At 73.0% G+C, this 24176-nt stretch carries 19 protein-coding genes and 1 pseudogene; 7 read left to right on the forward strand and 13 right to left on the reverse strand.

The window, feature by feature from the left end; genetic code table 11:
- Both QWZ14_RS30870 and QWZ14_RS30875 read right to left on the reverse strand, forming a co-directional pair.
- Nucleotides 1–317, reverse strand: a pseudogene (locus tag QWZ14_RS30870) (hypothetical protein); the annotation flags it as partial.
- Nucleotides 314–1201, reverse strand: coding sequence for a cation diffusion facilitator family transporter (locus QWZ14_RS30875; RefSeq protein WP_290320925.1), 888 nt, complete (start codon nt 1199–1201; stop codon nt 314–316). The pseudogene QWZ14_RS30870 and the gene QWZ14_RS30875, both read right to left, overlap by 4 nt.
- A gap of 242 nt (nt 1202–1443) precedes the next feature.
- Here QWZ14_RS30875 and QWZ14_RS30880 point away from each other — a divergent pair, with 242 nt between their 5' ends.
- A complete protein-coding gene (locus QWZ14_RS30880) occupies nt 1444–2034 on the forward strand; it encodes a DUF2889 domain-containing protein (protein ID WP_290320926.1) in 591 nt (196 codons plus the stop codon).
- Here QWZ14_RS30880 and QWZ14_RS30885 read toward each other — a convergent pair whose 3' ends face one another.
- Nucleotides 2035–3177, reverse strand: coding sequence for an anhydro-N-acetylmuramic acid kinase (locus tag QWZ14_RS30885; RefSeq protein ID WP_290320927.1), 1143 nt, complete (start codon nt 3175–3177; stop codon nt 2035–2037).
- Between the two features lie 71 nt (nt 3178–3248).
- Between QWZ14_RS30885 and tyrS the strand changes: the two genes are divergently transcribed.
- The gene (gene tyrS, locus QWZ14_RS30890) at nt 3249–4484 is read left to right on the forward strand and encodes a tyrosine--tRNA ligase (protein WP_290320928.1); all 1236 of its coding nucleotides are present in this window, start codon (nt 3249–3251) and stop codon (nt 4482–4484) included.
- Between the two features lie 18 nt (nt 4485–4502).
- Here the strand turns inward: tyrS and pip are convergent, their stop codons facing one another.
- A complete protein-coding gene (pip, locus tag QWZ14_RS30895; RefSeq protein WP_290320929.1) occupies nt 4503–5453 on the reverse strand; it encodes a prolyl aminopeptidase in 951 nt (316 codons plus the stop codon).
- Nucleotides 5454–5618: 165 nt separating this feature from the next.
- Between pip and QWZ14_RS30900 the strand changes: the two genes are divergently transcribed.
- From QWZ14_RS30900 to QWZ14_RS30915, 4 genes are all read left to right on the forward strand, one after another.
- Nucleotides 5619–6392 (forward strand): hypothetical protein, encoded by a 774-nt coding sequence (locus QWZ14_RS30900; RefSeq protein ID WP_290320943.1) that lies wholly within the window; start codon nt 5619–5621, stop codon nt 6390–6392.
- 632 nt (nt 6393–7024) lie between these two features.
- Nucleotides 7025–9262: an ATP-binding protein gene (locus tag QWZ14_RS30905; protein WP_290320930.1), complete on the forward strand. Its 2238-nt coding sequence runs from the start codon at nt 7025–7027 to the stop codon at nt 9260–9262.
- A 1-nt stretch (nt 9263) separates the two neighbouring features.
- Nucleotides 9264–9734 carry a response regulator gene (locus QWZ14_RS30910; RefSeq protein ID WP_290320931.1) on the forward strand — a complete coding sequence of 157 codons (471 nt, stop codon included), beginning with the start codon at nt 9264–9266 and terminating at the stop codon, nt 9732–9734.
- A complete protein-coding gene (locus tag QWZ14_RS30915) occupies nt 9724–11127 on the forward strand; it encodes an HWE histidine kinase domain-containing protein (RefSeq protein ID WP_290320932.1) in 1404 nt (467 codons plus the stop codon). The genes QWZ14_RS30910 and QWZ14_RS30915 overlap by 11 nt, the downstream gene beginning before the upstream one ends.
- On the opposite strand, the gene QWZ14_RS30920 is transcribed toward QWZ14_RS30915, so the two are convergent.
- The 9 genes from QWZ14_RS30920 to QWZ14_RS30960 all read right to left on the reverse strand — a co-directional run bounded on the left by QWZ14_RS30920 (nt 11124) and on the right by QWZ14_RS30960 (nt 23300).
- A complete protein-coding gene (locus QWZ14_RS30920; RefSeq protein WP_290320933.1) occupies nt 11124–11852 on the reverse strand; it encodes a transglycosylase SLT domain-containing protein in 729 nt (242 codons plus the stop codon). The two genes, QWZ14_RS30915 and QWZ14_RS30920, sit on opposite strands and share 4 nt — an antisense overlap.
- Nucleotides 11853–12187: 335 nt before the next feature.
- Nucleotides 12188–13534, reverse strand: coding sequence for an aldehyde dehydrogenase family protein (locus QWZ14_RS30925; RefSeq protein ID WP_290320934.1), 1347 nt, complete (start codon nt 13532–13534; stop codon nt 12188–12190).
- A complete protein-coding gene (locus QWZ14_RS30930) occupies nt 13524–14738 on the reverse strand; it encodes a hydroxysqualene dehydroxylase (RefSeq protein WP_290320935.1) in 1215 nt (404 codons plus the stop codon). The genes QWZ14_RS30925 and QWZ14_RS30930 overlap by 11 nt, the downstream gene beginning before the upstream one ends.
- Nucleotides 14735–16345 (reverse strand): squalene/phytoene synthase family protein, encoded by a 1611-nt coding sequence (locus QWZ14_RS30935; RefSeq protein ID WP_290320936.1) that lies wholly within the window; start codon nt 16343–16345, stop codon nt 14735–14737. Before QWZ14_RS30935 ends, QWZ14_RS30930 begins: the two co-directional genes overlap by 4 nt.
- Entirely contained in the window at nt 16342–17445 is a 1104-nt protein-coding gene (locus tag QWZ14_RS30940) for a glycosyltransferase (protein ID WP_290320937.1), read from the reverse strand. The genes QWZ14_RS30935 and QWZ14_RS30940 overlap by 4 nt, the downstream gene beginning before the upstream one ends.
- Before the next feature lie 35 nt (nt 17446–17480).
- Nucleotides 17481–18284 carry a lysophospholipid acyltransferase family protein gene (locus tag QWZ14_RS30945; protein ID WP_290320938.1) on the reverse strand — a complete coding sequence of 268 codons (804 nt, stop codon included), beginning with the start codon at nt 18282–18284 and terminating at the stop codon, nt 17481–17483.
- Entirely contained in the window at nt 18281–19888 is a 1608-nt protein-coding gene (locus QWZ14_RS30950; RefSeq protein WP_290320939.1) for a phytoene desaturase family protein, read from the reverse strand. Before QWZ14_RS30950 ends, QWZ14_RS30945 begins: the two co-directional genes overlap by 4 nt.
- A gap of 63 nt (nt 19889–19951) precedes the next feature.
- Nucleotides 19952–21493, reverse strand: coding sequence for a phytoene desaturase family protein (crtI, locus tag QWZ14_RS30955; protein ID WP_290320940.1), 1542 nt, complete (start codon nt 21491–21493; stop codon nt 19952–19954).
- Between the two features lie 160 nt (nt 21494–21653).
- Nucleotides 21654–23300 carry an acyl-CoA dehydrogenase family protein gene (locus tag QWZ14_RS30960; protein ID WP_290320941.1) on the reverse strand — a complete coding sequence of 549 codons (1647 nt, stop codon included), beginning with the start codon at nt 23298–23300 and terminating at the stop codon, nt 21654–21656.
- A 171-nt stretch (nt 23301–23471) separates the two neighbouring features.
- Here QWZ14_RS30960 and QWZ14_RS30965 point away from each other — a divergent pair.
- On the forward strand, nt 23472–24176 hold a 705-nt coding region (locus QWZ14_RS30965), incomplete at its 3' end, for a hypothetical protein (protein WP_290320942.1).

Raw genomic sequence — 24176 nt, forward strand, 5'->3', positions numbered from 1 at the left:
GGCGGCGGCGGGGCCTCCGCCAGGGGTGCGGGCGGCGGGGCCTCGGGGATCTCAGGCGCGGCGGGGGGCTGCGGCTCGCCGGACTCGCCCGGGGCCTCGCCGACCTGCTCCTGCCAGACGACCTCGACCGAGTTCTCCGCCGGCGGCGCCGGTTGCCGCGGCCGCTGCCACAGCAGCCCGCCCAGCACGGCGCCGTGCAGCAGGAGGGACAGCAGGCTGGCCTGGAACGCCCCGCGGGCGGGGAACCGCGGATCCCGGGCCGCCGCCGTCGCCGCGGGGCCGTCCGGTGGCCGCGGGACCGGCGCCGGCCGGGTCACAGCACCAGGACGCCGCGGTGCTTGGCCTTGCCTTCGGGCTCGACGTGGATGGTGATGGTGGCGCCCTCGACCTCGGCCTTCAGCGCTGCCTCGATCCGGTCGCAGATGCCGTGCGCGGCCTCGACCGTCATCTCGCCCGGGACCACCAGGTGGAACTCGATGAAGGTCAGCCGCCCGGCGTGGCGGGTGCGCATGTCATGTGCCTCGATCGCGCCCTCGCCATTGGTCGAGACGACGCTGCGGATGCGGGCGAGCAGGCCGGGCTCCACCGCCTCGTCCATCAGCCCGCCGACGCTCTCGCGCATCAGCCGGCCGCCGGACCACAGGATGTTCAGGGCGGTGAGCGCGGCCAGCGCCGGGTCGATCCAGAGCTGCCCGGTCAGCGCCACCAGGCCGACGCCGATGATGACGCCGCCCGAGGTCACCACATCCGAGACCAGATGGTGCCCGGCGGCGACCAGGGCGGGGGATTTGGCGACGCGCCCCTGGCGGAACAGCATGGCCGCCCAGGCGCCGTTCAGAGCGGTGGCGGCGGCCGAGATCAGCAGGCCGGGGATCGGCGCATCCGGCGCCCGGGGGCGGAGGAAGGCGCCCCAGGCCTCGTGCAGGATGGCCACCGCGGCGATGACGATGAGCGCGCCTTCCAGCACGGCGGAGAAATACTCCACCTTGGTATGGCCATAAGGGTGGTTGGCATCGGCCGGCAGGGCGGAGAAGCGGATCGCGGCCAGGGCGGCGACCGCGGCGGCGACGTTCACCACGCTTTCCAGCGCATCCGCCAGCAGGGCCACGCTGCCGGTCAGCCCCCAGGCCCCCAGCTTCAGCGCCAGCACGGCGCAGGCGACGACCACGCTGCCGATGGCGATGCGAAGCGTGCGGTTCATCGGGCCCCTAGGCATGGAGGAGAGTGACCAAGCGACGAGGCTCCGGGATTGCGAGGGTCGCCAGCCCGGATGCGCCCCGCGGGGGGTTTTCGCCCGAGGGGTGCCGCCGGGGCAACCCCCTCCCCCCTGGCCACCGCGGGACCCACCCATGCGGCGGCGGGTACACGGATTGGGTAGCACCCTATGCAACCTGTCGGCCGCATGGCATGACGATCTATCGCACTGCACAACAGGATGGTGCCATGCCGCTTTCCACGCCCGCCGACCGCGACCTGCTGCATCTGCGGGACATCCAGCTGCGTGGCTACCACCGGGCCGACGGGCTCTTCGACATCGAGGCGCATCTGGTCGACACCAAGGCCCAGCCCTTCGAGAACGACAACCGTGGGCTGATGCAGCCGGGCGAGCCGCTGCACGGCATGTGGCTGCGGCTGACGGTGCGGGAGGACATGGAGGTGGTGGCCTGCGAGGCCGCCTCCGACCATACCCCCTACGAGATGTGCCCCGGCGCGGCGCCGAATTTCAGCCGGCTGGCCGGGCTGAAGATCGGCCCCGGCTTCAACCGGGCGGTGAACGAGCGGGTCGGCGGCGTCCAGGGCTGCACCCATCTGCGCGAGGTGCTCGGGCAGATGGCCACGGTGGCCTACCAGACGCTGTACCCGATCCGCGCCGCCAAGGAGCGGGCCGAGCTGGAACGCAGGCGCGCCGCCGGCGAGGCGGTCGGGCGCCAGCGCCCGGCGCTGGTCGGCAGCTGCATCGCCTATGCGCCGGACAGCCCGGTGACCCTGGCGCGCTGGCCCTGGCTGAAGGACGCGCCGGCGGCGGCCGACTAGCTAGGCTGGCACGCCGATGACCCGGCCGCCGGCCAGCGGCTGCGCCACCCCGGTGGTGCCGGGGAAGGTGAGCGGCAGGCCGCGGGTCACCCGGGCGGCCAGCACGCCGAAGGCCTGGGCTTCCAGCGCGTCGCCGTTCCAGCCGGCGACCTCGACCGGCCGCACCGGCTGTTCCAGCACCCCGGCCAGCGCCCGCATGATGGCGGGGTTGCGCCGGCCGCCGCCGCCGACCAGCCATTGCAGCGGCGGCTCCGGGAAGTGCCGCGCCGCGGCGGCGACGCAGACGGCGCAGAAGGTGGCGAGCGTCGCCGCGCCGTCCTGGGGCGAGAGCTCCCCCGCCCCGGCCTCCCGCAACGCCCGGTCGAAATCCAGCCGGTCCAGCGATTTGGGCGGCGGCGCGGCGAGGTAGGGATGCGCCATCAGCCGGCCCAGCACGGCGCCGTCGGCCGTGCCGGCCAAGGCCAGCTCGCCGTCCTGGTCGTAGTCGCGCCCGGTTGCCCGGCGCGTCCAGTCGTCCAGCGGGCCATTGGCCGGGCCGGTGTCGAAGGCGACCAGCGCGCCGTCGCGGCCGATGAAGGTCACGTTGCCGACGCCGCCGAGGTTCAGCACCGCCAGCGGCTTGGGCAGGGTCGCGGCCATGGCGGCATGGACCACCGGCACCAGCGGGGCGCCCTGGCCGCCGGCGGCGACGTCGGCGCTGCGGAAGTCGTAGGCGACGGCGAGGCCGGACAGCCGGGACAGCAGCCCGGCATCGCCGACCTGCCAGGTGAAGCCGGAGGCGTCGGCCGGATCGCCGGCCGCAGGGCGGCTGGTGGCCGGGCGATGCAGGATCGTCTGGCCGTGGAAGCCGACCAGGTCGGCATCCTCCCCGAGCTGCGCCCGGGACTGCTCGCGCAGCCGGGCGACCGCCTCGGCATGGCGTTCGGTCAGCCGGCGGACGCAATCGGCCAGGAAGGGGTCGTCCGGCTTATCGAGGGTCGGCGCCAAGTCGAGCAGCCGGCGGAGGTCGCGGCGCAGCGCCGGGTCGTAGGTCAGGGTCAGCGCCGGGCCGATCCGGCCGATCGCCTCGCCATCCGTCTCGACCCAGGCGGCATCGACACCGTCGAGGGAGGTGCCGCTCATCAGCCCGATTGTTCTAAGCATGGGTTGGGTGTGCTACGGGGACGCCCCCCGTGCCAACCCAAAACTGCCACGGGCCAGTTGAGGACACCACGATGAGCGGCCCGACCAGCGACTTCCTGCGCCAAGCCCATGAGCGCGGCTATATCCACCAGGTCACCGATACGGAGGCGCTGGACGCGAAGCTGCGGGCCGGCGTGGTGTCAGGCTATATCGGCTTCGACTGCACGGCGGACAGCTTGCATGTAGGCCATCTGGTGTCGATCATGCTGCTGCGGCTGATGCAGCGCACCGGCCACAAGCCGGTCGCGCTGATGGGCGGCGGGACCACTAAGATCGGCGACCCCTCGTTCCGGGACGAGGCGCGGCCGCTGCTCGACGACGCCGCGATCGAACGGAACAAGGCCGGCATCCGCCGCGTCTTCGACGCCTTCCTGCGGTTCGGCGACGGCCCGGGCGACGCCATCATGCTCGACAATGCCGCATGGCTGGACGAGCTGCGCTACATCCCCTTCCTGCGGGACGTCGGCCGCCACTTCAGCGTCAACCGCATGCTGACCATGGACAGCGTGAAGCTGCGGCTGGACCGGGAGCAGAATCTCAGCTTCCTCGAATTCAACTACATGCTGCTGCAGAGCTACGACTTCGCCGCGATGCGTCGGGCCTATGGCGTCACCCTGCAGATGGGCGGGTCGGACCAGTGGGGCAACATCGTCATGGGGGTCGAGCTCTGCCGCCGCATGGACGGCGCCGAGGCCTTCGGCATCACCACCCCGCTGCTCACCACCGCCTCGGGCATCAAGATGGGCAAGACCGCGGCCGGTGCGGTGTGGCTGAACGCCGAGCGGGTCTCGCCCTACGACTACTGGCAGTTCTGGCGGAATACCGAGGATGCCGATGTCGGCCGCTTCCTGGCGCTGTTCACCGACTTGCCGATGGACGAGGTCCGCCGGTTGGGCGCGCTCGCCGGGGCGGAGGTCAACGAGGCGAAGAAGGTGCTGGCGACCGAGGCCTGCGCCCTGCTGCATGGCCGCGCCGCGGCGGAGCGGGCGGCCGAGACCGCGCGGCTGGCCTTCGAGCAGGGCGAGGCGGCGGCGAGCCTGCCGAGCATCACCGCCAGCCTGCCGGCCGGGCTGCTCGACCTGCTGCTGGCCGCCGACTTCGTGAAAAGCAAGGGCGAGGCGCGGCGGCTGGTGGCGCAATCCGGCATCCGGCTGAACGATGCCGCGGTCACCGACCCGGCGCTGGAGGTCACCCCGGCGGATCTGCGCGACGGCGCGGCCAAGCTCTCGCTCGGCCGCAAGCGGCACGTGCTGGTGCGGGCGGGGTAGCCGCGCGCCGGCGGGGCCTCAGCCCCGCCGGCGGAACCGTTCCACCGCGCTGACCAGCGCGGTCCGCACCCCCGGCTCCAGCGCCGAATGCCCGGCGTCCGGCACCACCGTCAGCCGGGCCCGGGACCAGGCGGCGGCGAGCTCGAAGGCGGTCTCGGCCGGGCAGACCATGTCGTAGCGGCCCTGCACGATCTCGGCCGGGATATGGGCGATGCGGTCCATGTGGCCGAGCAGCCCGGCCTTCGGCAGGAACAGGTCATGCGCGAAGTAATGCGCCTCGATCCGGGCGAGGCCGAGGGCGGTGCGGTCCTGGGCGAAGCTCGCCACCGTCTCCGGGCTGGGCAGCAGGGTGGAGCAGCTGCCCTCGTATTGCGACCAGGCCCGCGCCGCCGGGAGGTGCACCAGCGGGTCCGGGTCACACAGCCGGCGGAGGTAGGCGCCGAGCATGTCGCCGCGCTCCTCCGGCGCCAGATGCTCGGCGAAGGCCGCCCAGGCGTCGGGGAAGACCCGGCGAAGGCCGGTGAGGAACCAGTCCACCTCGGTCTGCCGGCCGAGGAAGACGCCGCGCAGCACGCAGCCGGTGACGCGCTCGGGGTGGGCCTGGGCATAGGCCAGAGCCAGGGTGCTGCCCCAGGACCCGCCGAACAGCAGCCAGCGCTCGATGCCGAGGAAGCGCCGCAGCGTCTCGATGTCCTCGACCAGGTGCGGGGTGGTGTTCTCCCGCAGCTCGCCGAGCGGGCGGGACCGGCCGGCGCCGCGCTGGTCGAAGATGACGACGCGCCAATGGGCGGGGTCGAAGAAGCGCCGGTGCACCGCGCCGGCCCCCGCGCCGGGGCCGCCATGCAGGAACAGGGCGGGCTGGCCGCGGGGGTTGCCGACCTGCTCCCAGTACATGACATGGCCGCCCGTCAGGGGCAGCAGGCCGGTTTCGAAAGGTGCGATGTCGGGGAAAAGGTCGCCACGGGGCATGCGCGCAATATCCTTGGGCAAGGCCTCCGGGGCAACAGCCGCATCGCCCGGCAGGGGCCGCTATCGGCCGTCCGGGCCGGAAAATGACGAAATCGGGACATCGCGGCCGGGTGCGGGCCCTCCCGCCTCTTCGCCTTTGGCCCGGGCATGCCTAACTTGCCGGGAATGGCCCAGCCCTCGCCTGCCAAATCCCCCCTGCCGCCGGCCGATGCCCTGCCGCGCTGCGCCGTCTGCGGCACCGGCAGCCGGCAGCCGCCGTTCCGCCCCGGCCCGCCCGAGCAGGCGCCGGACCTCGACCTGCGGCCGGGCGAGCCGGTGCGGTCGACAATGCCGCGCTGGCTGCAGCAGTGCCCGAGCTGCGGCTATTCCGCGCCGAACATCACCCGCGCCCATCCGGCCGCGGCGCAGGCGGTGGCCGCGGCGCCGTTCCGGGCGCTGATGGCCGAGGCCAGCTATCCGCCGCTGGCGCGCCGCTTCCTCGGCTGGGCGCATGTGCTGGAGGAGACCGGCGCGATGCATGCCGCGGCCGAGGCGACGCTGCATGCCGCCTGGGTGGCGGATGACCTGGGGCTGGAGGAGCTCGCCCGGCACTGGCGGCTGGAAGCGGTGGCGCTGTGGCGCGGCGGCCCGCCGCTCGACCAGGAGCAGACCGTCCGCATCATCGACGCCCTCCGCCGGGCCGAGGCCTGGGAGGATGCGGCGGCGACCGCGGAAGGCGTGGTCAGCGGGTTGCGGCGGGAGGAGGCCGCCGAGGCGGTGGCCGAGGTGGTCGGGCTGGAGTTGCGGCTGATCGCGGCCCGCGACACCGGGCGGCATACGGTGGCCAGCGCCCTGCCCCCACCGGCCCGGCGGCCGCATGTCACGCATCAGCGGGCCCAGGCGAAGGGCCAGGGCGAAGGCCTGCTGGGCAAGCTGCGGCGCTGGTTGCGGCGGGGCTAGGGCATGCGCCCCCGGGCGGGTCGCCTGGCGACTCGGACCCTGGCAGGACCGTGCCCCGCGCCGCCACCGGCCGCTGGCGGGATGCCCGGGCTGCGGCCTGGCGGCCCCCATGTGGTGTCCCGCTGCGCCCCGGCATAAACGATCAAGGCAGTGCCCTGTCCTCACGGACAGGCTAACAACTGCCGTATCACACTGTTTCAATTATAGTGATTGATATTTTTTGAATGCCCTCCAACAGTTTTGGAATCCGTCGTCTTTTTAACTCTGCGCCAATTAAAAATACTGATGGCAGGAATAATACATTCCCGCATATTCCAGCGGCGACGCCCCAGGCAGCATTACAACACTCTCGATCAATATCGAATGCCTTTGTGTTTTCATATCGTTACGAGCTCCGCCGCCATTACCGGTTTGCAAGCGGAAATGCTGCAAGAATACTGGACGTTTGGTACGCGGGTGCATATTCAGAGGTTACATCAACCCTGGAGCGCATCCTTGCCGTGGGACAGGCAGTTCGGTCATCGCCTTCCGCAATCCCCACCGGCCGCCAAGGGCATCATGCTCCCTGACACCCAGCCTTCGACGCCCCGGCCGACAGGATCCGGCCGGTGACCCAGGATGGCCCCGCTCCCATGCCGGACTCGAGTCGGGACTGCGACCAGGAGCCGATCCACACGCCCGGCAGCATCCAGCCGCACGGCCATCTGCTGGCCATGGCGGCGGGGGGGACGCAGCTCACCCATATCAGCGCCGGCGCCGACGCCATCCTGACCTGCAGCGTCGAGGCGGCCTTCGGACAGGCGCTCGACCGCGTGCTCGCCTGCGCCACGGGCGAGGTGCTGCGCGACGGGTTCCGCCAGCTGCCCGCCGCCGGCCCGCTGCAACTCGGCCTGGTCCGCATGCATTCGGGCGAAGCCTTCCACGTCATCGGCCACCGCGCTCCGGATGGGCACGGCATCCTCGAATTCGAGGCGGCGGATGAGGCGGTCGGCGGCGGCAGGCTCACGCTCGAGGAACTCTACCCGGGGGTGCGCGACGCCTTCGCCCGCCTCGGCCGCGCCGCCTCAGTCCAGGACCTCGCCGACACCGCGGCGGCCGAGGTGCGCCGCATCACCGGCTTCGACCGCGTCCTGGTCTACCGCTTCGAGGAGAATTGGGACGGGACCGTCATCGCCGAGGACCGCGGCGACCGCCTGCCGTCCTACCTCGGGCTGCGGTTCCCGGCCTCCGACATCCCGGCCCAGGCCCGACGCCTCTACGAGCTCAACCCGCAGCGGCTCATCGCCGACGTCGACTACCGCGAGGTGCCGATCCTGGCGCAGCGCCCAGGGCCGCCGCTCGACCTGACCTTCGCCAACCTGCGGAGCGTCTCGCCTGTGCACCGGGACTACATGCGCAACATGGGCAGCCCCGCCTCCATGTCGATCTCCATCCAGCGCGGCGACGGCCAGCTCTGGGGGCTGGTCTCCTGCCACCATGCCGTGCCCCGCCGGGTCTCCTTCGCCATCCGGAACGCCTGCGACCTGCTGGCGCAGATGTTCTCGGTCCGCGTGGCCGCCCGCGAGGAGATGGCGCATGTGCAGGAGCGCGCCAGGCTGACCGGGCTGGAGGGGCGGCTGCTGGCCCGCATGACCGGCACCGACCACTTCGAGGACGGCCTGCTGGCCGCGCCGGGCGACCTCCTTGCCCTCACCGGCGCCACGGGCGCGGCCGTGCTGGCGGGCGACCGCTGCACCCTGGTCGGGGCGACGCCGACGGAGGCCGAGGTGCGGCGCCTGGGCAAATGGCTGGCGCAGCGCGGCCAGGAGCCTGTCCTCGACACCAATGCCCTGTCGGTCCTGCAGCCCCTGGCCCGGGACATCGCCGGCATCGCCAGCGGGCTACTGGCGATCTCGGTGTCGCAGATCCATTCCAGCTTCGTGCTCTGGTTCCGGCCGGAAGTGATCCGCACCGTTACCTGGGGCGGCGACCCCCGGAAGACACCGCAGGAGCAATCGGGCCGCCTCAGCCCCCGGACCTCCTTCAGCAGCTGGGCCGAGACCGTGCGCTGGCGGGCCCTGCCCTGGAGCGCCGCGGAGGTCGAGGCAGCGCGCAACCTGCGGAACGCCATCATCGGCGTGGTGCTCCGCAGCGCCGAGGAACGCGCCGAACTCAGCGGCCGGCTGGAGCGGGTGAACAGGGAGCTGGCAGCCTTCTCCTACTCGGTCTCGCACGACCTGCGCGCCCCCTTCCGTCACATCGTCGGCTTTGCCGAACTGCTGCGCGAGACCGAGGCCGAGCGCTTCACCGAGCGCGGCCGGCGCTATGTCGCAACCATCGTCGAGGCGGCGGCGACCGCCGGCCGGCTCGTGGATGCGCTGCTGAATTTCTCGCAGATGGGCCGGGCGGCGCTGGTGCAGGTGGAATTCGACCCGGCCGTGCTGGTCGCCGAGGCGCGCCGGCTCCTCACGCTCGAGCAGGCCGACCGTGCGGTAGCGTGGCGGATAGGCCCGATGCCGGTCGTCCAGGCCGATCCCGCGATGCTGCGGCAGGTCTTCCAGAACCTGCTGTCGAACGCGCTGAAATACACCCGCAACCAGCCCGAGGCGGTGATCGAGGTCGGCTGCGAGACCGCGGCGGAGGAGTTCGTCTTCCACGTCCGCGACAACGGCGCCGGCTTCGACATGGCCTATGCGCACAAGCTGTTCGGGGTGTTCCAGCGCCTGCACCGGGCCGAGGAATTCGAGGGCATCGGCATCGGCCTGGCGAACGTGCAGCGCATCGTCGAGCGGCATGGCGGACGGATCTGGGCGGATGCAAAGCCCGGGAAGGGCGCGGTTTTCCGGTTCACGCTGCCGCGGCGCAGCGTGCCCCCGCAGGAGGTGGTATGACATGACGCTGCTGAGGCCGGTCCTCCTGGTGGAGGACAACCCGAACGACGTGGAACTCACCCTGGTCGCGCTGGAGCGCAGCAGGCTGGCCAATCCGGTCGTGGTCGCCCGCGACGGGGTCGAGGCGCTGGACATCCTGTTCCGCCGCGGCAATGCGCCGGGCACCGCCGCCCAGTCGCCCGCGGTGGTGCTGCTCGACATCAAGCTGCCGCGGGTCGACGGGCTCGAGGTGCTCGAGCGGATCCGGCAGGACCCGCGCACGCGGAGCGTGCCGGTGGTGATGCTGACCTCCTCCCGCGAGGAGCAGGACCTGATCCGCAGCTACGGGCTCGGGGTGAATGCCTTCGTGGTGAAGCCGGTCGGGCACCGCGAGTTCTTCGAGGCGATCCGCGACATCGGCGCCTTCTGGGCAGTGTTGAACGAACCCCCGCCGGAGCGGGCCAGCCAGCATGGGATCCACGATGACACCTGATGGCACCGCCCGGCCATCCACGACCGACACCCGCCGCATTCTGCATCTCGAGGACAGCCTGATCGACGCCGAGCTGGTGGCGGCGCATCTGGCGCGCGCCAGCATCCCCTGCGAGGTCGTGCTGGTGACCACCCGCACCGCCTACGAGGCGGCGCTGACCCGGCATGACTTCGACCTGATCCTCGCCGACTACGTCCTGCCGGACTTCAACGGCCTCGATGCCCTCGACCTCGCGGTCCGGCTGGTGCCGGAGACGCCCTTCATCTTCGTCTCCGGCACCTTGGGCGAGGAAGCCGCGGTCGACGCGGTCAAGCAGGGGGCGACCGACTACGTGGTCAAGCAGCGCCTGGCGCGGCTGCCCTTCGCGGTCTCCCGCGCCCTGACCGACGCCGAGTCCCGGCGCGACCAGCGCGAGAGCCAGGCCCGGCTGCGGCTGGCGCTCGAGGCCGGGCGGCTCGGGGCCTGGGAGCTCGACCTCCGCACCAAGGTCTTCCAGGCCTCGGCGACCTGCCGCACGATCTTCGGCCAGCCCGCCCGGGCCGTGCTGACCTATGCCGGCCTCTGCGCCGCCATCCATCCGGATGACCGCAGCCGGGTCCAGGCCGCGCTGGCACGTTCGATCGCCCGGGGCAGCGACCATGACATCGAGTACCGGATCATCTGGCCCGACGGCACCTTGCGCTGGGTCCAGGTTCGCGGCCAGCCGGTGCGCGCCGCGGACGGCACCGCGGTCCGGCTGGCGGGGGTGACGCTCGACGCCACCGACCGCAAGCGGGCGGAGGAACGGCAGGCCCTGCTGTCCCGGGAGGTGGACCACCGCGCCAAGAATGCCCTGGCCGTGGTCCAGGCCATGCTGCGGCTGACCCGGGCCGACAGCGTCCCGAGCTACGTCGCGGCGATCAAGGGCCGCGTCGCCGCCCTGGCCCGGGCGCAGACGCTGCTGGCGGCCGACCGCTGGGCCGGCACCGACCTGCGGACGCTGCTGCATGGCGAGCTGACCCCCTTCCTGGGGGAGGGCGGGAGCCGCGTGGCGTTCGAGGGACCGCCGGTCGCCTTGCCGGCGCTGGCCACCCAGCCGCTGGCCATGGCGACCCATGAACTGGCCACGAATGCTTTGAAGTACGGCGCCCTGTCGCGGCCCGAGGGGCGCCTTTGCGTCTCCTGGCGGGTCGAGGCGCAATCCTCCGGGCCGGCTCTCCTGCGCCTGCGCTGGCTGGAATCCGGCGGCCCGCCGATCATGGCGCCGCCGACGCACCAGGGCTTCGGCGGCCGGGTGCTGGATGGCACCGTGCGCGGCCAGCTCGGCGGCCGGGCGACCCAGGCCTGGCGGCCGGACGGCCTCATCTGCGACCTCGAAGTGCCGATCGGGCTGCCGGCCCCGGCCGTCGTCTAGGGCGGCGGCGCGAGGCGCAGGCCCGGCAGCCGGGTGGCCCAGGCGAGTTCGATGACGTTGCCGGCCCCGCCGTGGCGCCCCCGGTCCTCGTCCATGCGGCGCAGCCGGGCGGCGAACTCCGGCGTGTACATGCTGTAGTCGGTGGATGGCGCGGCCGGCGTCGCCGCCGCCGCGGTGACGGTGGCCGGCAGCTGGCCGTAGCGACCGGCATGCGGCCAGACCGCCAGGACCCGCCGGGCATAGGCGAGGCCGCGTTCCATGACCTTCGAATGATAGGCGGCGGCGGCCAACGGCCAGTTGCCGGTGCCGCCATGGAGGGCCTTCAGGAAGCGCGCGGCATAGTCGGCATTGACCGCCGGGTCGAAGGCGCTCTCGAGCGAGGCGAAGGCGGTCGGGTGGTGCAGCAGGTTGACCTGGGCGCAGCCGACGTCGATCGAGCGGACCCCCTTGGCCTGGAAGTCCCGCACCGCGGCGACGGCGTCCTGGCTGCTGGCGAAGAAGTAGCCGGTCCCGGCGACGTTGATCGCCCAGGGCCACGGCAGGATGCGCCCTGTGGCCGCATCGGGCCGCCCGCTCTCGACCACGGCGATGCTGCGGAGCAGCTGCGGCGGCAGGCGCTGCTGGCGCTCGGACGTCTGGATCGCGGCCAGGCACGTCTCCCCGGGCGACGGAGGGCGGGAGGGAGCGGGAGACGCCAGGGCCAGGGAGGGCACAAGCCAAGCCAAGGCGGCCAAGCCGCCTTTCATGAATGCCACATCGCTGAATGACCTGACGCGCAAGAGGGCGGCTGCAAAAGCCTTGTGCGGCAAGCTACCGACATCAGTACTGCCGTAAACCGCACGGTTCCGTTTTTGAAACACGTTTCCTTTAGCCAGCCTTCCGGAATGTTTTCTACTTCCCGGGTCATCACGCCGCATCTTTGAATTTCTATACCTGCCGGCTTCCCGCGGGACCGCCCGTCGCGCCTGGATAGCGGGCAGGAACCGCCCGTGTGGGGCGGCCCGCGGCAGGCAGGGTGCGGGGGAGATGGGTGCCCGGCACGGGGCCAGGCCCGGCGCTCCTACCGCAGGATGCGGCGGACCAGGGCCCGGGCGCCGGCATCGCGCGGCGGGTCCAGCAGCCGGGACAGGCTCCAGGGCCCGTGCTCCACCCGGGCGCGGAGGTTGCTGAAGGCGAGGAAGCCGGCCTCGCCGTTGCGCCGGCCGAAGCCGGAGGCACCGACGCCGCCGAAGGCCAGCGCCGGGAAGGCGGCGTATTCGATGCAGCGTCCCTCCACGATGGCGCCGCTGCGGGTCCCGGCGGCGACGATGGCAGCCTCCGTCCGGTTGGCGCCGAACAGGTAGATGGCCAGCGGCGCCGGCCGCAGCGCGATCCAGGCGATGGCGGCGGCCAGGTCCGGCACGGGCACCAGCGCCAGGGCGGGACCGAAGATCTCGGTTGCATGCAGGGGATGGCCGGGGGGCGCCTCGGCGATCGCCAGGGCACGGTGCCGGCCGGCGCCGGCGGCGGCGAGCGGGGTCACGGTCGCCCCGCCCAGCAGGGCGTCGAGGCGCGCCGCCTGGCGATCGTTCACCACCACCGTCTCGGGCAGGCCCGGTCCGGCCGCGCGGCAGGCCTCGAGGAAGGCGTCCCGGGCGTGGCCGACCAGCAGGACGGTGTCCGGGGCGATGCAGGTCTGCCCGGCATTCACCACCTTGCCGGCGAGGATGGCCTGGGCGGTGCGGGCGAGGTCGGCCCCAGGCAGCACCACGACCGGGCATTTGCCCCCCAGCTCCAAGGTGAGCGGCACCAGATTGGCGGCGGCGGCGCGCATGACCAGGCGGCCGGTCTCGGTGGCGCCGGTGAAGACCAGGTGGTCCCAGGGCTGGCCGGCGAAGCGGGCGGCGACCTCCGGTCCGCCCTGGACGGTCCGGACGATGTCCGGCCCGAGCGCCTCCTCGAGCAGGCCGGCCAGCAGGGCGGCGGTGCGCGGGGTGGCCTCGGAGGGCTTCACCGCGAAGCGGTTGCCGGCGGCCAGCGCGTCCACGGCCGGCCCCAGGGCCAGCTGCACCGGGTAGTTCCACGGCGCCATGATGCCGATGATGCCGAGCGGCACCGGCTCCTGCCGGGCACGGGCGGGCCAGAAGGGAAAGGGCACGCCGACCCGCCGCGGCCGGGCCCAGCGGCCCAGGTTGCGGCGGGCATGGCGCGCGGCGTCGACCACCAGCTTCACCTCGGCGAGCAGCGACTCCTCGGCGGAGCGGCCGCCGAAATCGGCATCGACGGCTGCGGCGATGTCGTTGGCCCGGGCCAGCAGGGTGGCGGCGAGGCGCTCCAGCAGGCTGCGGCGGAGCGCCTGCGGCAGGGGTCCGTCGCGCGCCTCGGCGGCGCGGAGGGCGGCGAGCGCCGCGGCGGGGTCAGCGCACAAGGGCTTGCGCCGCGGCCTGGCCGCTGCGGATGGCGGCCTCGATGGTGGCGGGCAGGACCGTGTCGGTCCAGTCGCCGGCCAGGGCGAGGTTGGGCAGCGGCAGCCGGGCCGGATCGGGCGGCGGGCCTGGGGTGTGGCGCGGCGTCGCCCGGCGTTCCTTGACCACCCGGCAGGGCGGCGCCGCCTCCGGCCAGTCGCCGGGCAGGCAGAAGGCCAGGGCGGCGGCGCGCAGCTCGGCCCAGGCCTTGGGTGCCAACCGATCCTGGTCGGTCCGCGCCGCCTCGTCGCCGGCGCTCACGGTCACGCTGACCCCGGTCGGGCGCACCAGCACCCATTGGCAGAGCGCGTCCAGCAGGCCGAGGAAACGCACCGGACCCGGTCCGGGGCGGGCGAAATGCAGGTTGACGATGGGGGCATAACCCTCCGGCACCGGCAGGTGCGGCAGCAGGCGCTGGCTCTCCCAGGGCGGGGTGGCGAGCAGCACGCGGTCCTCCGGGCCGAGGCGGATGGCCTCCTCGCCGAAATCGAGCGCGGCGACGCGGCCCTCCTGCTGCACCAGCCGGCGCAGCCGGGCGCCGAAGCGGACCTCGGCCCCGGCGGCGGCGAGCGCGGCCAGCGCCGGGGCGACGAGGTCGGGGCCGAGCCCGTCGCGGGCGACCAGCAGCCGGCAGGCGCCCCGCCCGCCCATCCGCCGCAGCACGGCGCCGAGCCGGCGGGAGGAGGCTTCCACCACCGGGGTATTCAGCGCCGCGACCACCAGCGGATCGACGAAGCCCCGGAGGAACGCCGGGTGGGCGGCCATGGCCGGGCCGATGGCCCGGTCCCGCCCCGGCAGCGCCATCCGCGCCAGCGCCATCAGCGCCCCGGCGGAGAAGCCCGGCGGGCGCAGCGCCGGATTGCCCCAGGCAAACGGGGAAAGCGCGACATGGAAGGCCCGGCCGTCCCGCGCATCCAGCACCGGCAGCCCGGCCGGCTCGGGCTCGACCCAGCCCTCCGCCGCGCCGATCCGCTTCAGGAAGCCCAGCGCCACGGTATTGGTGCCGAGCAGCGCATGGGTGCCGTTGTCGGTCCCGTCCGGCAGCGCCCGGCAGCGGCCGCCGGCCTGGGGCGTCGATTCATGCAGGACCACCGGGCGGCCCTGGTCGGCCAGCGCCAGCGCGGCGGCAAGCCCGGCCACCCCGGCACCGATCACATGGAAGGTCATCCGCGGCCGATCGCCATCCAGGCCATCCGCAGCTTCTCGCCGGTGGTGAGCCGCGGCCGTGGCCGCGCGCCCTCCCAGCCGCGCGCCACCAGCCTATCGAGCAGCCGGCGATAGCCCCAGGCCATGACCGCGGCGGGGCGCAGCGCGACAGGGCTGTACTGGCGGATATCCGCCTCCGCCCGGGCGAAGCCGGCCTGGGCACGGGCGCCGAGCCGGGCGCAGATGGCGGCGAAGGCAGGGTGGGAGACGATGCCGGCGGCGGGGCCATCCGGGATGCCGGACTCGGCCAGCAGGTCGAGCGGGACATAGACCCGCTCGCGCAGGGCGTCCTCGTCCACGTCGCGCAGGATGTTGGTGAGTTGGAAGGTATGGCCGAGTGCCAGGCCGAAGCCCTCGGCCTCCGGCGCGCCGAAGATGCGGACCGCCATGGCGCCGACGCTGCCGGCGACCCGGCGGCAATAGAGGTCGAGCTCGGCCTCGGTCGCCAGCCGGACGCGGTCGCCGGCATCGGTCTCCATCCCCGCGACCATGGCCTCGCATTCCGCCAGCGGCACGCCATAGGCCGTGCGTGCCCATGCCAGCTCGCGCGAGAGGACGCAGTCGGGCGCCGTCAGCTTGCCACGCCAGTCGGCCAGGAAGCGGCGCTTCTCGGCCTCCGGCATGGCGCCGTCGGCGATGTCGTCGACCGAGCGGCAGAAGGCATAGACCGCCCAGAGCGCCCGCCGCCGCTCCCCCTTCAGCGCCGCCATGCCGCGGGCGAAGGACGACCCGGCGCGGGAGACCCGGGCGGCGACGACGGGCGCGTCGCGCGGGCCGAGGCCCGGCGCCGAGGCGAAGGCCCGGGCGAAATCCAGCCTGCCCAGCGCCACCCGGCCGAGCACCGGGTCGGCGGCGCGCAGCTTCGCCAGCAGCCGCCGGGCCAGGGCGATGGTGACGGTGCTCTGCCAGGCGAGGCGGCGGGCGCGCAGCAGCCGCGGCAGGGCGCTGGCGCGATCGAGCTGTTCCTCGACGCGGTCGAGCGCCGAATCCAGCACCTCCCGCCGCCGCAGGGCATTGCCGGGGTCGAAGAAGCCGGCCTCGCCGCCGGCGAGGTCCATCCAGGCGGTGGGCAGGTAGACCCGGTCCAGCGCCGCCCGGTCGGGGACCAGGTCCTGCAGGTGGTTCAGCACCTGCAGCGCGGTGCAGAGCCCGTCGGCGGCGGCATTGGCCGCCCCGTTGTCGCCATCGCCGTGCAGCCGCAGCAGCATCCGCCCGACCGGGTCGGCCGAGCGGCGGCAGTAGTCCTCGAGCGCCGCCCAATCGGCGTAGCGAGCCTGGGTCGCATCCTGGCGGAAGGCCGAGAGCATCAGCCGCGCCTCCCCGGTGCCCACCGAAAGCCGGTTCAACGGGATGCCCGGATCATCCAGGCTGCGCTCCATCGCGTCCAGCCGGGCGAGCTTCTCGGCCGGATCCAGCGCGTCGCTGTCGGCGATGTCGTCGGCGGTGCGGACGAAGCGGTAGAAGGCCATGACCCTGGCGCGCACCGGACGCGCCAGCATGAGCGAGGCGGTGGGGAAATTCTCGGTGTCGTGGTCCCGGTTGGGGATGACCGTGGCGGCGCTGCTCATGCCGCCTTTGTGGCCGGATATGCGCGTCCTTTCCAGCCCGCCGGGCGGCCGATGGCCCACATCCCGAGCGCGGTCCACTGGATCGCCAGCGCCACCAGCACGGTCAGCGGGTGCAGCGGCACGGTCCACCAGGGCTCCCGCGCCCGCCAGGTGATGGCCGCCCGCAGGGCGAGCATCAGCAGGATGGCGGCGATGGCGGGCGGCGCCGGCAGCAGCGCCCAGGGCCAGAGATGCGCGCCCGAGAGCAGCACGGTCCAGATCGGCAGGCCGAGCGGCGTCGCCATCCCCTCCCGGGCATTCTTCACGAAGCCGGCCCAGGCCTCGCCGAAGCCACCGTACATCCGGCAGGTGGCCAGCGGGGCGCCGTCGACCACCTCGGTCCGGTGGCCCTCGGCGCGGAAGCGCCGGGCCAGGGCGAGGCCGTCGTGCAGCACCTCGCGGACGGCGCCATGCCCTCCCACCGCCTCATAGGTGGCGCGGTCGCAGAGGATGAGCTGGCCGCAGGCCGCGGCGAGATCGGCGCGGCGGGTGAAGGCGCGGCCGCCGGCCGGCAGGTAGCCGAGCAGCAGCAGGTTGATGGCCGGGACCGTCAGCGCCTCCCCCAGCGAGCCCATGAGCTGGCGCGGCACGCCGCTGAGCATGGCGATGCCGCGGGCGACCGCGTGGTCCGCCATGGCGGCGGCGGCCTCCGGGGCCAGCCGGACATCGGCATCGATGAACAGCAGGTGGGTGCCGCGCGCCGCCTCGGCGAGGCGGGCGCAGGCATGCACCTTGCCGGTCCAGCCGGCGGGTAGCGGCGGTGCCTGCAGCAGGCGGATGCGCGGATCGGCCGTGGCGAGGCCGGCGACGATCGCGGCGGTACCGTCGCGGCTGCCGTCGTCCATCACCACCACCTCGACCTCGACCCCGCGGCTGGAGAGCGCCGCCTCCAGGCAGGCCGCGATGTTGCCGGCCTCGTCGCGGGCCGGGATCAGGATGGAGACGAGCCGCCCGGGGCTGCCGCCCGCCGGCGCGCGCAGCCGCGGCAGCAGGAGGAGGTTCACCACGCCGAAGATGGCCGGCAACGCCGCCAGCGCGAGGGTCAGCCAAGCCCAGCCCATGTCCCGCCCCCCTTTGGTCTCGTTCGCCGGTGGTCCTACTCGCCGGCCCGCGGGTCATGCCGCGGATCGAATTCTTCTCCACGTAGGATCGCGCGGGCCCGGCGCCAGCCCTGGTAAATGCCGCCCATGCCGTTTTGTCCCCGCAATACCGGTCGGAAACGATCGGGATCACGGGCGATGGCATCCCCGGCCAGCCGGTCCATGGTGCCCTCCAGCGCCCGGGCCAGGGCCGCGGCGCGCTGCGGCCGGTCCAGCCCGGCCAGGGTCGCGGCCTCGATGGGGGGGCCGAAGCCGGCCAGCATCTCGGCCGAGCGTTCGGTCCAGAAGGGGTATTCGATGGCCAGCGGCAGGAAGCGGGCGTTCGGCGCCAGCTCGGCCAGGCGGACCAGGCCGGGGGCGATGGGCACCGGCCGTTCACGGACGTCGCAGAACCGGCCCGGGGCGTTCATCCACAGCATGTGGCCGGGATCGGACAGCACCGCCTGCGCGGTGCGGAGGAAGCCGACGGCGCCGCGGGCCGAATGGGCCTCCACGCCGAACACGCCGATGCGGCGCATGAATCCGTAGCGGGCCAGCGCCTCGGCATCCATCGGGATGAACATGCGCCGCCCCGGCAGCAGCTCGGTCGAGAGGATCATGAAGGCGACGCCGTCCCACCAGGAGGGGTGGTTGGCGTAGATCACCAGCGGGCTGCCGGGCGGGCCGGGCTGCGGCGCGCCCCAGGCGGCCAGGCGGATGGCGCGCAGATGCTTGGCGGCGAAGCGGCCGAAAATGAAGCGGAAGAAGCCGAAGCGGGCCGGCGAGAAGAGCTCGACCGGCCCCTCCGCTGCGGCGGTCATTCGGCGGCCAGCGGCACCCTGAGCGCATCGCGCTGGCCGGCCTCGCGCGCCGCCTCGCTCATGCCCCGGCCGCCGAGATCCTGGTCCAGGCTGTCGGCGGCGATCCAGCCGCTCATCATCACCATCGGCATGCCGGGGCCCGGATGCGCCGCGCCGCCGGCGAGGTAGAGCCCCTTCACCTGGCGCGAGCGGTTGCCCGGCTTGAAGGCGCCGAGGAAGGCGCCGTGGCTGGCCAGCCCGTAGATGGCGCCGTTCAGCACCTTGTAGCGCTCATGGATGTCGACCGGCGTCAGCGCGCCCTCGACCACGATGCGCTCTTCGATGTCCTCCATGCCGGCGGTGCGCTTCAGCTTGTCGAGGATGGTCTGGCGGTAGGGGGCGAACATCTTCGACCAATCGTGGCCCGGCCGCAGGTAGGGGGTATGGACCAGGACATAGAGCGCCTCGCCCCCCTCCGGCGCCACGGTGTCGTCCGAGCAGGAGGGCGCCGCGAGATAGGCGGTCGGGTCCGGGGCCGGCACGCCGCGCTTGTAGATGGCGTCGAATTCCTCCTCGGCGTCGCGGGAGAAGACGAAGCAATGGTGCGCGAGGTGGTCGTAGCGCTTCTTCAGGCCGAGGTAGAGCACCACGCCCGAGCACGCCGGCTCGTAGCCCTTCTTCGCGTATTTCTCACCGACCGGGCCGCCGACCAGCTCCTTGTAGGTGCGGATCGCGTCCATGTTGGAGATGACGGCATCGCAGGCGATGCGCTCGCCGCCGGCGGTGCGGACCGCCTTCATGGTGCCGTTCTCGACCTCGAAACCGGTGACCTCGACGCCGGGGCGCAGATCGGCGCCGAGCGAGCCGGCTAGGTTGGCCAGGCCCTCGGCCACCGCGCGGGTGCCGCCCTTCGGGTACCAGATGCCCTCGCTCGCCTGCATGTCGCCGATCGAGCAGAGCACCGCAGGGGCGAGATAGGGGCTGGAGCCGACGTATTGGCAGAAATGGTCGAGCATCTGGGCGAGGCGCGCATCCGGCACATGGCCGCGGATGATCTTGGCGACGGTCCGGCCCATGCGCAGCGCCATGACGTCCCGCATGGTGTTGGGCGCGAAGTTGGACTTCATGTCGATGGTATCGGTCAGGCCCTCGACCGATTTCCAGAAGAAGAACTTCTCCGAGATCTCGTGCAGATTCTTCGCCACCTGCTGGAAGCGCTTGTAGCCTTCGCCCTGGTTGGTCCCCGGGGCGAAGCCGTCCATGGCGCGGGCCATGGCATCGACGTTCTCGATCAGGTCGATCTGGGTCTTGTCCTCGAAGAAGCAGCGCCACTGCGGGTCGAGCCGGATCAGCGGCAGGTCCTGCGCCTGGTCTCGCCCGGCCTCGGCGAAGATACGCCGCAGGACGCGCGGCACGGTCAGGATGGTCGGCCCCATGTCGAACCGGAACTCGCCGCCATTGGTGCCAGCCGCGCCGCCGGGCGCAGGCAGCCGCAGCACCGCGGCCTTGCCGCCGAGCCATGGGTTCTTGTCGAGCAGCGTCACCTTGTGCCCGCGCGCCGCGGCGGTCGCCGCTGCCGCCAGGCCACCGAGGCCGCCACCCACCACCACAACATGCGAAACCATGCCGTTCTCTCCCCAGGCCACGTCGCCGGGCCGGAATTCAGTCTGTCACGCCGGGGCGCGGGTTCAGCGCGCCGCCTGGTAGGTCGGCGCGATCTCCGAGAAGCCGGTGCCCTGCGGCACCGCGCCGAGCCCTAGGTCCCGCGCCAGCAGCCCGGTGGTGATCCGCGCGCCCTCGTAGATGACGGGCAACCCGCTGCCGGGATGGGTGCCGCCGCCGACGAGGTAGAGGCTCTGCAGGTCGCTGAAGCGGTTGCGCGGCCGGAAGCAGAGCATCTGCCCGAGGTCATGCGAGAGGTTGAAGGTCGCCCCGAAGCCGACCGCATATTCGTCCCGCCACTCGCGCGGCGTGACCATGCGCTCGTAGCGGATGCGGCTTTCGATGTCGTGCACCCCGAGCAGCTTCAGCCGGTCGAGCGCGAGGCGGCGGTAGCGCTGCGCCTCCTTCTCCCAGTCGAAGCCATGCGCCTCGGCATCCCGCATGTTCGGCACCGGCACCAGCACATAGAGGCTGGAATGGCCGGGCGGCGCCATGCTGGGATCGGTGACGCTCGGGTTGTGCATATAAAGGCTCGGGACATCGGGGATCTCCCCGGTCTCGATCTGCTGGATATTGCGGCGGTAATCCTCGGAGAGCAGCACGGTGTGGTGCGCCACATCCGGCAGCGTGCCTTCGATCCCGAGGTAGAGCATGAAGGTCGAGCAGGAGAAGCGGGCGGCGTTGATGCGCTTGTCCGGCCATTGCTTGCGCAGCGCATCGGGGATGAGCTTCGGCACCGCATGGGCGAAATCGGCATTCACCACCACCGCATCGGCGGCATGGTGGATGCCCCCGGCATCGACGCCGACGGCGCGGCGGCCCTTGAAGGCCACCTGATCGACCGGCGAGTTCAGCCGGATATCGACGCCGAGGCGCTCGGCGACGCGGCCCATGGCATCCGAGACGGCGCCGCAGCCGCCTTCCGGATGGAAGACGCCGTGCTCGTATTCCAGAAAGGACAGGATGGTGAAGAGGCTGGGGCAGCGGAACGGGCTCATCCCGAGGTATTTGGTCTGGAAGGAGAAGGCCAGCCGCACCCGCGGGTCCTGGAAGTAGCGCGAGAGATCCTCGTCCACCGTGCGGTGCGGCCGCATCAGCGGCAGGCTTTTGAGCACGCCCGGGGACATGAACCGCGTGGGCGAGGCGAAGGGATTCTCCAGCACCGGGCGGAAGGCCGCCAGCTTGCGGCGATTTTCCTCCATGAAGGGGCGCAGCCCGCGCTCGTCGCCGGGGGCGAGGCGGCGGATCGCCGCTTCCATGGCATCCAGATTGGGCGTGGCATCGATGGTGGCGGAGCCCTCGAAGACCAGCCGGTACAGCGGATCGAGGCGGGTGAGCTTCACCTCCTCCTCGAGGCTGGCGCCGCAGCTGGAGAAGATCTCCGACAGGATGCGCGGATAGAGGAAGAAGGTCGGGCCCAGGTCGAAGCGGTAGCCCTGCTCGGTTGTCAGCGTCCGGGTCCGGCCGCCGACGACGGCATCCTTCTCGTGGATCGTGACGCGGGCGCCCTGGGCGGCGAGCAGCATGGCAGCCGCCAGCCCGCCCGGACCGGCGCCGATGATGGCCACCCGCGGTCGGCTGGCCTGGAGGGCAGGAGCGGCAAACGGTGCATTCATGCGCGATCGACGTCCATGCACTTCAGGTTAATGACGGTCTTGGGCCAAATGCGTCGGGTCGCATCAACCGCAAGACCGCCAGCCTGCGATAAAACGGTAACCGGGGCGACCCTCACGCTGCCGGAAGCAGCGCAAGCAGGCTATCAGCCGCCTCGATCTCCGCAAGCCGGGCCGCGGCGCGGGGCAGCAGGCGGGCGAGGTAGAAGGTGGTGAGCGGGGCATAGCGGGCATCCGCGGCCGCGGCCCGGGCCAGCATCCAGCCGCCCAGGGTCCAGCCGGCGGCATCCAGGTAGGCGGCGGCCGAGGCCTGGGCGGCGGCGGCGTCCTTCTGGCCACGGTCCAGCATCCAGGCGGTCGCCCGCTCCAGGGAGTCGGCGGCGGCGGCCAGGCGCGGATCGGCGGCGCGGAGCTCGGCGATGACGGCGCGCATCTCCGCCCCGCCGTCGCGGAACAGCTTGCGGGTGACCAGGTCGATCGCCTGGATGCCGTTGGTGCCCTCGTAGATCGGGGCGATCCGGGCATCCCGCAGCACCTGGGCGGCGCCGGTATCCTCGACGAAGCCCATGCCGCCATGGACCTGGATGCCGAGGCTGGCGACATCGACGCCGCGGTCGGTGCACCAGGCCTTGACGATGGGGGTCAGCAGGGCGACGCGCGCCTCGGTCGCGCCGGCGAGCCGGGACCGGTCGAGCGCCGCCCCGGCCTCCAGCGCCAGCAGCCGGCCGGCCAGGGTGATGGCGCGCATCTCCGCCAGCATCCGCGCCACGTCGGGGTGGCGGTCGATGGGGATGCCGCCCTGGACGCGGTCGGCGGCATAGGCCTCGGCCAGGGCCAGGGCCCGGGCGCCCTGGGCCACGCCCTCGACGCCGACGCCGAGCCGGGCGGCATTCATCATGGCGAACATGGCATTCAGCCCGCGGTTGGGCTCGCCGACCAGCTGCGCCTCGGCCCCCTCGAACAGCATCACGCAGGTGGGGGAGGCGTGGATGCCGAGCTTCCTCTCGATCCCGCCGCAGCGCAGGGCATTGGCGGTGCCGTCCGGCAGCACCTTGGGCGCGGCGAAGAGGCTGATGCCCCGGGTGCCCGGCGGCGCATCCGGCAACCGGGCCAGGATCAGGTGCAGGGTATTGGGCGTCAGGTCGTGGTCGCCCCAGGTGATGTAGATCTTCTGGCCGGTAATCCGGTAGCCGCCCATCCCATCGGGTTCCGCCTTGGTGCGGACCTGCGAGAGGTCGCTGCCGGCCTGCGGCTCGGTCAGGCACATGGTGCCGGTCCATTCGCCGGAGACCAGCTTCGGCAGCCAGGCCTCCTGCTGGGCGGGGGTGCCGAATTGCACCAGCGCCTCGATGGCGCCTGCGGTCAGCAGCGGACAGAGGCTGAAGGCCATGTCGCCGCTGGTCACCAGCTCGGAGACCGCCATCCACAGGGCCTGCGGCAGTTCCTGGCCGCCGATCGGGATGCCGTTGAGTTCGGCCGGGGCCGCCAGGCCCTGCCAGCCGCCGTCGATCCAGCCGCGATAGGCCTCCCGGTAGGAGGCGGGGACCCGGACCACGCCGTTCTCATAAACCGCGCCCTGCCGGTCGGCGGCCTGGGCCTGCGGCCAGAGGATGTCCCGGGAGAAGCGCTCCGCCTCGCCGATGATGGCGGCGATGTCCTCGGCGCTGACCGGCAGGCCACCGGCCGCGGTCAGCCCGGGCAGGTCGACGACATGGGTGAGGCCGAAGATCAGGTCATCGGCCGGGGTGGTCGCATGCAGCATGGCGGGTTCGCTCTCTGGGGCCGCGTCTGGAGGCCAGGTCTGAGGCCGATCGGGCCGGTCGGCCCCATCATTAGCACATTCCAGCGTGGCTCAAGGGGCAACCGCCCGGCCTGATGCCGGTGGTCGGGGCGGGGACCCGGCAGGCCCCCGCCCCTGGCCCGTCAGCCGCGCTTGCGCGGGCTGCTGCTGCGGCCGCCCTTGGCCGCCGCCGCGGTGCGGCCGGCGGCGCCACGGGTCGCGGGCTTGGCCTTCGCCGCGCCGGCGGCGGTGCGCTTCGGCGCCGGCGCAGCCTTGGCGGTCCGCTTCGGCGCGGCGGCGCCCCGCTTGGCGGGCGGTGCCGTGCGCTTCGCCGGGGTGGCGGCGGTACGCTTGCCGGCCGCGCCGGTGGCGCGCTTTGCGGCCGTGCCGGTGGCGCGCTTCGCCGGGGTGGCCGTGGTGCGCTTGGCCGGCGTGGCCGTGCTCCGCTTCGCCGTGCTGCTCGCACGCTTCGCGGGAGCCGCGGCGCGCTTGGTCGGGCTGGCCGCGCCGCGCTTCGCCGGCGTCGCCGAGGCACGCTTGGTGGTCGCAGCGCCGCGCTTGGCCGGCGTGGCCGCGGCGCGCTTCGCCGGTGCCGCCGCGCGCTTGGTGGTCGCGGCGCCGCGCTTGGCCGGCGTCGCCGCCGTGCGCTTGGCGGCCGTGCCGGTCGCGCGCTTCGCGGTCGTGGTCGCGGCCCGCTTCGGTGTCGCCGTCGCCGCCCGACGCGAGGTGCCCGCGGCGCTGCGGGTCGCCGTGCCCTTGCTGCCGTTGCTGCGCGCGGCAGCGGTCTTCGCCGGGGTGCGGGTGGCGCCGCCCTTGCGACCGCCCTCGCTCTGCGCCGCGCGGGCGCTGCGGGCCGGC

Source organism: Paeniroseomonas aquatica, assembly GCF_030409335.1.
GTDB classification, from domain to species: domain Bacteria; phylum Pseudomonadota; class Alphaproteobacteria; order Acetobacterales; family Acetobacteraceae; genus Belnapia; species Belnapia aquatica.